Raw genomic sequence first — 8,505 nt, forward strand, 5'->3', positions numbered from 1 at the left:
ATCGAGAAGCCCATATTCAGCCACAGTCGCGGTAGGTTGCATAGAATGCTGCGCTCGTTTGCTATCAGCATCATATAGCACCCGAGCAGCCCGCGCGAGTCGATTTTCCCGCGCCCGCACGTAGACCGCCGTGGTGTCGGCGCTGGCGTGCCCTAGGATCTCCTGCACCACGTACAGGTCGACACCCCCTCCACCGCGAGCATCCCGAACGTATGCCGAAACGCATGCGGCGACGCCTCCAGCAGACGGGCCATGTCCTCGGGATCCAGCCGGCCGCCGTCGTTGATCGCGTCCAGATCGCGGTGCACGCGCCGAACGGCTCCCACCACCAGATCGTACAGCGCGCCGGCCGTGTAGCCGGCGGCACCCGACGCATGGCGGACCTGCGCCGTGTCCGTGGCCGGAATCACCAAAGGCGACAGCAGCGACTGCTCAACGCGCGGGACGTCGAAGTTCGCCCCCAGGTCGGCCCAATGCGCGCGCAGCGCGTCGATGCATCGGGGACTGACCGGCACCACGCGCCGCTTGCGCCCCTTGCCGAGCACGCGCAGCATCCAGACGCCCGGCGCGTCGCGGCTGGGCGAGAGTCGCGCGCGCATCGCCGACGCCGTCTCCGCGCGCCGCAACCCGGAGTCGCCCATCAGCAGCAGCGCCGCGAGCGCGACCCGGTCCTGCACCGCGCCGGCCATCTGCGCCCGCCGCTCCAGCGCCACGATGACGGCCTCCCACGCATCGGCGCTGAGCGCCTTGTCGACGCGGATCGGGTCGGCTTCGATGTCGACCACCGGATCCCTGACGGCCACCCAGGGGTTGCCCCCGAGGTAGCGCACCCGTGCGAAGTAGTCGAAGGCGGCGCGCAGGATCTGTACCGCCTGCTTCTGCGTCGCCGACGTCATGGGGCGCTCGGCGAACGGCCGCCAGCGCAGGCTGTTGCGCGGTGCCCGCGCGCCGCGGAACGCCGGATCGGGTGCCGCCATGAACCGCACATACGCCTGGCAGTCGTCGACCAGCAGCGACGACAACGGCTTTTTCGCCATGAGGACGCTCCACAACAGGCAGCGTTCCAGTTCGCGCCGGTAGGCGCGCAACGTATGGGGTTGCACCCCGAAGCCGGCGAGGTAACAATCGATCGCCTGCAGATCGTCGCGGGCGCCGATGAAGCAGAAGCGCTCGGCTCGGTTGACGCCGGCGCTGCCGTCCAACGCGGCCGGCAGCGAGAAGGTGCCTAGGGGGGGCATCACGCCATTGCAGGGAGCGATCATCGGCAAGGCGCTTGCCACCGACACTGCCCGCACGTCGGACTCCATCCGCCCCAACGTGCCCGCATGCCGCGCGAGCCAGCGTTGCAAGGCAAGCGCGCGGCAGGCGCCAACGCGCGGGACCGCGCGCCACCACGATGGTCCGCGTGCCGTGATTAGTGCCAGAAGATCACCCAGCGTCGACACCCCCTCCCCGCGCAGCGCCGTCGTCAGTCGGGGGCGGAACCACTTGCCGATCGGGTCGAGCGGCACCGGCGCCGGCATGTCCGCCGCCTTCACCAGGATATCGAGCGCCTTGGTCGTGACCACGCCGCCGCGCCGCGCGCCTCGCAGGATCTCGGCAAACGCCGGGTTGTGTCCGATCACCCGCTCGATCAAGTGATCGCGCATCCCGGTCAAAAACCGCTCCAGCCCCTGCTCCACCTGCGGGCTGTCTTCGCTGTAGTGCAGGTCGGCGATGCGCTGCAGCGGCAGCTTCAACACGAAGGCCTGCAATGCCGTGTAGTCGGCGCGGGTGTAGGCGGCGGCGGGCAGCTCGATGTCGGTGTTCTGGGCCATCGCTAGTTTGCCTCGGGTTGATCGGGGGGCGCGCCCACGCCATCCGGCGCATCAGGTGCGCGCATCATGGCGACATACTGGCGCACGATCAGCCGCAGCACCAGCCACCACGCGTACACGCCGTAAGGTCCCTCGCACAAGCCACGGCCGGCCAGGCCGTGGGCAACAGCGTTGCGCAGGTTCGGCCCCTCCTGCTCGCACATCAGGGAACGAATCGTGAACGTCAGATCCTCGCCGAATTGTGGAACCATCTCGTCGCGTTTGATCAAATTCGACAGCCCGATTTCGGAATCGAGGCCCTCCGCATCGTGCGTCGTCGTGTGCGCGCCGGCCGCCTTCAGGGCCATGCGCACCATGTGCTCGAATTGCGGCACCAGGATGTGCACAGCCTGCACATAGTCACGGCACCAGCCGGCGTGTAGCCCCTGGGCGACGATCTCCGCCCGGTCGCGCGGGACCAGGGGAACACGGCGCGTCAGCTCGAGGAAGTCAGCGTGCGCCAGGCTGAACTCCAGTTGCATGGTGTCGAGCGCCGGCACGATCATGCCGGTCGCGGTCATGCCGCACACATTGAAGCAATGCTTGATCGCCTCCGCCATTTCGAATGCCGCGCGCCCTTCCCCGCCGGCACCGATGCCGGGCCGCTGCCCGATGGCCCGCCCGTCGATATCCAGGACCATGGTGGGAAACATATGCCGGATGTGCCCTTCTGCCACCACGGCCTGCGCGTGTTGAAATACTTTCTCACGGTTAGGCAACGGGTGCAGCATGCTGAACGCGTACAGCGCCGGCAAGGGCGCGCGGCCTCGCACTCGTTCGACGGCAATCACGGCGGGTTCGTTGAGGTCGATGCGCTGCTCGATGGGTGACATCTCGTCAAGGGCGCGACGCCCGGCCTGCTCCAGTTTTGTTCTCAAGGCGCTCACCGCCGCGTCCACGCCGTGTTCCTCCCGATACGGTCCGGGCACGGATCGATAAGCTTCAATCGCCTTGGCGTACCAGTGCCGGCTGCCGATGCCGGAGGTGTCGGCGTCGCCACGCGCCGCCATCGCAGCGGCCGACATCGCCAGCATCTCCGCCTGCTTATCTTGCCGGCCGGCCCGGGCCCACCAGCGCCCGGCGTGGTCGAACATGTCTTGAGCGTCGCTGAAACGCTGTGCGGCATGGCGTTCGCGCCCCAGCTGGGAGAGGCGTTGTCCCACCTCCTCCGCTTCATTGGCGGCGCGGCGCTCTGCATACAAGGGGGCGAGATAGATCAGCGGCTCCCGGTCCGGCGCGGCGGCCGCGCCCCTGAAGGCCGCCAGCAACGCCGATTCGATCAGCTGGATACGGCCCGCGTCGCGGAGAGTGAGCGCAAGCTGCAGCGCGCGCCGCCAGCAGGCCCCGTCGGACAGGAACCATCTCTCAGGATCGATCGAGCGCGCGGAATACGCATCGATCGCCATATGGGCGAACGAGATACCCCGTTGCTTGAGCCAGACCAGGTCCGCCAGGCGCGCGCGCAGCAGCTCATGCCGCACGCCGTGGGACAACTCGGCCAACATCCCGATCTCCTCGCGCGACAGGGCTTCCGGCCGCATGGTCGAGCTTCCGTCGGCAAACCGCTCTGCTGCCTGGAGCGGCGCGGCTTTCACATCCGGCTCCAGCGTCATCGAGCAAACGGCGGCCAAAAACCCCAGCGCGCGGGCGCGGACGGGGTCTCCCGCCGCCTCGGCAGTGTTGGCGCCCCTGAGGAGCTCGTCCGCCATGCCGACATACCAGCCGTCGGAGTCGCGCGCCAGGCAGTCCTCGTAGCCAGATTGTTCAAGGTCCCGCACGGTCAGCGGGGCGGCGTCGGGGGAATTGGTCTTCATGGGGTGATCCTTTGTGGGTGGGCGCGGCTTCGGATGGCGGTCGCATCGTTCATTCCGATCTCCACGCCCTCAGGGTTTGCCAGAGGCCGATTCCTGACTTGGATTTCCAACTGCTCACTTGTCGATCAAATAGCGTCGGGAATGAGTCCGTTCCACCCAGCGCTACGTCCACCGACTGGTGAAACGTGTGTTCACGTTGCCCAGCATCGTAGGTCATCCCGGGCAGGGCCGCCAGATTTACCTGCGCCGCATCGAGTCCAGAAATCACGCTGCCGGCCAAGATCGTTAATGCTGCATTCGGCGGACCGCGGACAATCTTGACACGAGACATTTCTCTTTTACCTCTCATTTCAATAAAGACGCCATCCATGTTCGGCTCGAACACGTCAATGCCCGCCAGCCGCAGCACTGGGCGGACACCGGCGAGGAAGGACGCCAGGCGCTCCTGGTCCTCCTGCCCCAGGTGTTCCCCTCGGCCGCCGTCGCCGTTGTCGAGGTCGTAGCGGTTGGCGAGTTTCGCCCACGCGATGAACTGGCGCTCGATGTTCGGGGTGAACGCGACGTTCATCCAGTCGTCGGCCGAGGTGAACACCATCACCGCCGTCCAGAATTCCTTGACACCGATGTGCTGCCCGAGCCGCTGGCCAATCGTGCCGGACTGGCCCACATAAAGCTGATTGCCGTGAGTGACCCGATCGAAGTGGTCGGCGTAGAGCAAATACACGCCCGCTGTCCTCGGCGCCGCAGAGTTGATCCAGTTACTGCAGGTCGGGTGCGACATGCGCAAAATCCGGCCGTCCCAGCCGTCGGCGGTGATCTCGGTGACACCGGCGTGGTTCGTTTCGGCAATGCGGATGGATGTGACCATGGTCTCTGTAGAAAAATGGCAGTTTTTCCCATCATAAACGGGTTTCACGCCGTAAACCACCATAAACGCAACGGTGATAATACGGATTATCACGGAAGGCCCCGGGGAAAAATGCGCCACCCCGCAACGCGGATATAGCTAGCCGCCAGCCGGTCGCCGGGGGCGATGGTGCAACCACGCCAGCCGGAACCAGCGACAATCCTCCCAGCCACTCCGGCCGGCGGCGGAAAACCCACCACAAGAACAAAAACACGGCCGCGCGCAACATGCTCGCTGCCCCTGTTCGGAAAACCTCCTGAGGAACCGCAAGCGATGCTCCTCTGAATGGCGCAACGAGGTGTTTTTTGTCGTGACGACGACGATCGTGCGTCGGAGCATGGCGATTTAGGAAAACTGCGCCAGGTCGCCGGCGGCGGCCCCCAAATAGGGTGACACAGTATGGTAGGAATGGCGCTGGCCATTCCTCGTTATGATCGAAAAAGGACTGAAGATGAACGATTTCAAATGGTTGGTCAAGCTGGTGGCCCATGTGCCAAAATTGTTGGTGGCGATGAGGGGCAACCCATGGCCGACGTGCACGCTGATGATGTTCGTGCTCGCGCTGGCGGCGGTGAAGAAATGATGGTCGCGGTCAAGACCGCCATGATATCGATGGCAAATCCCCGGCACTGCGTTTGCGACCAGCACCGGTATAGTATGAAGTCCTTGCCATACCTTGTTTCATAACCTCACCTCACCTATATTCATGATCGATACTCCGCCGCTTCCGCGCCGCACGCCGTTCAAGCCGGCCGACACCAGCCCCTGCCTATGCGGTTCCGGCCAATCGTTCCGAAGCTGCTGTGCAAGCCATTTGCCCGGCGGCGAAATCCGCAAAAAGGCCCTGGTCGCCGCCATTCGCGGGGACTGGGCCGGCGCGCTGGCGGCAGCCCGCGCCGACGTCGCCCAATACAGCATCTGGCACTTCACCAATACGGCGCCGCTGCTGCGCAACGATCCGAAACCCGCCGACAGGCGCCTCCGCGACTTGCTGGACATCGACGTTGGCGCGCTGAGTGATTATGTCCAGATGATGTGCGACTATTGCACGCAGACGGGCGCGCATGCGGACGTCCCGGCGATCCTGGAGCGGCTGCGCTCGAATATCGACCAAGACCGCTGGCGCCGGCGCATTGTTTACCTGCACTGCCTCAATGCCCTGTCCGAGAAATGGGACGACGACGCGGCACGGCGCGAGTTCAGGAAGCTAGGCTCAATGGCGGAAGAATCCGACGTCCACATCCTGCAACTTTACCTGGATCTGCACGGCCGGGACCTTGGCCTTGCCGAGCTGCTCGATGTCATTGATCGGATCGTGGAATTGTGCGACGACGACAACGAGCAGCTGCACTACCGAGCTTTGAAGGCGACGTCCTTTCTCATGGCCGACGACGCGGAGGGCGCGCTGCGGGAGTTGACAAAGGCTATCAACCTTTACCGGTCCGGTCCTCCTACGGCCTCCCGCACCCTTCACGGACGTCAGCTATTCGCGACCTCTCTCCGGCTAGCCGGGACCCTCGGCGGCGACGATGCGTTGCTGGAGGAAGCGTCGCTGGAGATACGCCAACTGCTCTCCCTCACCGACTGGACGCCGCGTGGCAGGGCAGAACTGCTCAGGCAGCGTGGCGACATCCACCGCCAGAAAGGCGATTGGAACAGCGCCAGAGACAGCTACTCGGAGGCGTGGAAAACTGCGGGGCAAGCAATCGACAGCGTATTTGTGGCGCAGTGCGTCCTGTTCGCCCAAGGCGCCGAGCCGGCCGCGACTGCGATCGGTCTGGTAGACAGCGCAAACCTGGATCGGGAGGAATACGTCGACTACGTGATCACCCTGGCCCAGATCGCCATCGAGGGTGGAGAGGCGAAGCTGCTGCGCCTGGCCGAAGAGTTGCTGAGAATACTCCGCGTGGACGCTAATGCCGTTCAGTTAAGACTGAACGGCATTTTCATTTTGGGGGTTGTAAACAGCGATCTGGGCTGTTAACCTGCGCCATCATGTTCGATGACGCCATCCATTTTCTTGTTGAAGCACAGGAAGCACCCAACTGGGAGCGCCTGGGACAGCATTTGCCTTATGAGTGGATAGAGCAGGCGATTACCTACACAGGCAAGGCCAGCATTCGGCAACGACGACTCCCAGCCGAGCAAGTTGTCTGGCTTGTCGTTGCGTTAGCGCTTTACCGTCATCAATCTATTAGCGAGGTCGTGGACGATCTCGATCTGGCACTGCCAGATGCCCAAGTACCGTTTGTCAGCAAGAGCGCTGTTGCGCAGGCACGCCAACGCCTTGGCTCGGCGCCATTGAAGGCGCTCTTTGAGTTGTCAGCACAAGCGTGGTCTGAGCAGGACAGCAAGCAATATCTGTTCAAGGGACTGAGCCTGTTTGCAATGGATGGGACGACCTTGAAGACGACCGATACTCCCGAGCACCGCGAACATTTTGGCGCCCAGGTCTATCCCAGCGGCCGCATTTCGAGCTATCCACAGGTGCGCGGCGTGACGTTGACCGCTTTGCCAACTCACCTGATCCGCAACGCGACATTCGGCCCTTACGGCGTCAATGAGATGTTGTATGCCAAAGAACTGCTGGCATCAATACCGGACGAGTCCCTTACCGCGTTCGACAAGGGCTTCCTGTCGGCAGAGATATTGTGCGGTTTGACCAACGCCGGTTCCAATCGTCACTTCATCATCCCGGCCAAGGCCAACACGAAATGGGAGGTGATCGATGGCACACCTGAAGATGGCGTGGTGTCGATGCGCGTGTCGCCGCAGGCACGCAAGAAATGTCCCACTTTGCCCGAACTCTGGCGGGCCCGAGTCATTACCGTGATCGATCAGAGTGCACGTAAGCACATCCTGCTTACGTCCCTGTTTGACCGCAAGCGCTACACGGCTGCCGACATTGCTGCCTGCTACACACGTCGCTGGCAAATCGAGACCAGTTACCGAGAACTCAAGCAGACCATGCTGGGTATGGCGTTAACGTTGCGCAGCAAAACTGTCGATGGTGTGTATCAAGAGATTTGGGGAGCGCTCACCGCCTATAACTTGGTGAGACTAGAGATCGCGAAGGCGGCACTGGCCGTGAAATGCGAACCGACAGAGATCAGTTTCATCCGCGCCTTCCACGTGATCCAATACGAATTGCATTGGGCGGCCGTCACGCGCGCGCAGGGCAAACTGCCATCGTTGCTGCTACGACTTCGCCAGCGCTTGGTATCGCTGCTCAAGGAAGAACGGCCCGGCCGAAAATTCGACCGGGCCGTCAAAGCCTTACCTCAACGCTATACCGTCCGTGTCCTGAAAAGAGACCTTAACTGAACGGCATTACCGCGTGGACGCTCCCTTTTTCAAGCGACAGTGCGATGCGCTGCTGGTATCGGTCATCGATACAGCCAGGATCGGCCCCACTGCCGAACGAAGCGGCGGGGTGCGCCGTTTACTGTCGTCCTTTTTGTTCGGATTGACGCGTTACGTCAAGCTGGAACCCAATTACAAGGGCGTCGGCCTCAACCTAGGCAAGATGATCGACGACGCCAACGAACGGTACTTGAAGCCGGCTCCACCGCCCGTATCGACCAGCGCGGAACAGGTCAAACGATGACCGCTCCGCAATAGCGAAGGCGCGCGACGCCGTTGCGCCGAATTGGCTCACGTGGCGCTGGCGTCAGCGGCGCATCCGGACCTCTACGCTGTATCAGCTCGATATGGCACCGCCGCCTTCCGAACGCCGCCGGCATCGATTTTTTCCGGCGAAAATATGTAAGTGGCTGATTTTTAAGCGTGTTCAACTTGAACAGTCGTCCTCCGCGCGGCTTTACTCCCTATGGCTGCATGTGCCGGCTGAGCACCTAGGGAAGCGCTGATCAATTCAGTTTTCAGCGCTTCGAAGGCGATGTAACTGGCTCGACAGATCTGAGATTGA

At 63.1% G+C, this 8,505-nt stretch carries 7 protein-coding genes; 4 read left to right on the forward strand and 3 right to left on the reverse strand.

Annotated elements, in window-relative coordinates:
* Nucleotides 1–152: 152 nt before the first annotated feature.
* From AC07P1_RS30955 to AC07P1_RS30965, 3 genes are read right to left on the reverse strand one after another with little or no spacing between them, the layout of a single operon-like run.
* The gene (locus AC07P1_RS30955; RefSeq protein WP_494699434.1) at nucleotides 153–1,817 is read right to left on the reverse strand and encodes a site-specific integrase; all 1,665 of its coding nucleotides are present in this window, start codon (nucleotides 1,815–1,817) and stop codon (nucleotides 153–155) included.
* Between the two features lie 2 nt (nucleotides 1,818–1,819).
* Complete coding sequence (locus tag AC07P1_RS30960) at nucleotides 1,820–3,670, reverse strand: DUF7380 domain-containing protein (RefSeq protein ID WP_494699435.1); 1,851 nt, start codon at nucleotides 3,668–3,670, stop codon at nucleotides 1,820–1,822.
* A 49-nt stretch (nucleotides 3,671–3,719) separates the two neighbouring features.
* Nucleotides 3,720–4,631, reverse strand: a complete 912-nt coding sequence (locus AC07P1_RS30965; protein ID WP_494699436.1) for a GIY-YIG nuclease family protein — start codon at nucleotides 4,629–4,631, stop codon at nucleotides 3,720–3,722.
* A gap of 397 nt (nucleotides 4,632–5,028) precedes the next feature.
* On the opposite strand from AC07P1_RS30965, the gene AC07P1_RS30970 reads away from it, so the two are divergent.
* The 4 genes from AC07P1_RS30970 to AC07P1_RS30985 all read left to right on the forward strand — a co-directional run bounded on the left by AC07P1_RS30970 (nucleotide 5,029) and on the right by AC07P1_RS30985 (nucleotide 8,184).
* A complete protein-coding gene (locus tag AC07P1_RS30970) occupies nucleotides 5,029–5,160 on the forward strand; it encodes a hypothetical protein (protein WP_494699437.1) in 132 nt (43 codons plus the stop codon).
* Between the two features lie 123 nt (nucleotides 5,161–5,283).
* Entirely contained in the window at nucleotides 5,284–6,561 is a 1,278-nt protein-coding gene (locus AC07P1_RS30975) for a hypothetical protein (RefSeq protein WP_494699438.1), read from the forward strand.
* 11 nt (nucleotides 6,562–6,572) lie between these two features.
* Nucleotides 6,573–7,901, forward strand: a complete 1,329-nt coding sequence (locus AC07P1_RS30980; RefSeq protein ID WP_494699439.1) for an IS4 family transposase — start codon at nucleotides 6,573–6,575, stop codon at nucleotides 7,899–7,901.
* A 13-nt stretch (nucleotides 7,902–7,914) separates the two neighbouring features.
* Entirely contained in the window at nucleotides 7,915–8,184 is a 270-nt protein-coding gene (locus AC07P1_RS30985) for a hypothetical protein (RefSeq protein ID WP_494699440.1), read from the forward strand.
* The last annotated feature ends 321 nt before the right edge of the window (nucleotides 8,185–8,505 follow it).

The sequence above is a fragment of the Duganella sp. GW821-FHT07F09 genome, assembly GCF_059418705.1.

What these genes read in the sequence shown, in the direction of transcription:
- AC07P1_RS30980 (WP_494699439.1), top strand. Translation starts at nt 6,573, where the DNA reads ATGTTCGATGACGCCATCCATTTTCTTGTTGAAGCACAGGAAGCACCC.
- AC07P1_RS30960 (WP_494699435.1), bottom strand. Translation starts at nt 3,670, where the DNA reads ATGAAGACCAATTCCCCCGACGCCGCCCCGCTGACCGTGCGGGACCTT.
- AC07P1_RS30975 (WP_494699438.1), top strand. Translation starts at nt 5,284, where the DNA reads ATGATCGATACTCCGCCGCTTCCGCGCCGCACGCCGTTCAAGCCGGCC.
- AC07P1_RS30970 (WP_494699437.1), top strand. Translation starts at nt 5,029, where the DNA reads ATGAACGATTTCAAATGGTTGGTCAAGCTGGTGGCCCATGTGCCAAAA.
- AC07P1_RS30955 (WP_494699434.1), bottom strand. Translation starts at nt 1,817, where the DNA reads ATGGCCCAGAACACCGACATCGAGCTGCCCGCCGCCGCCTACACCCGC.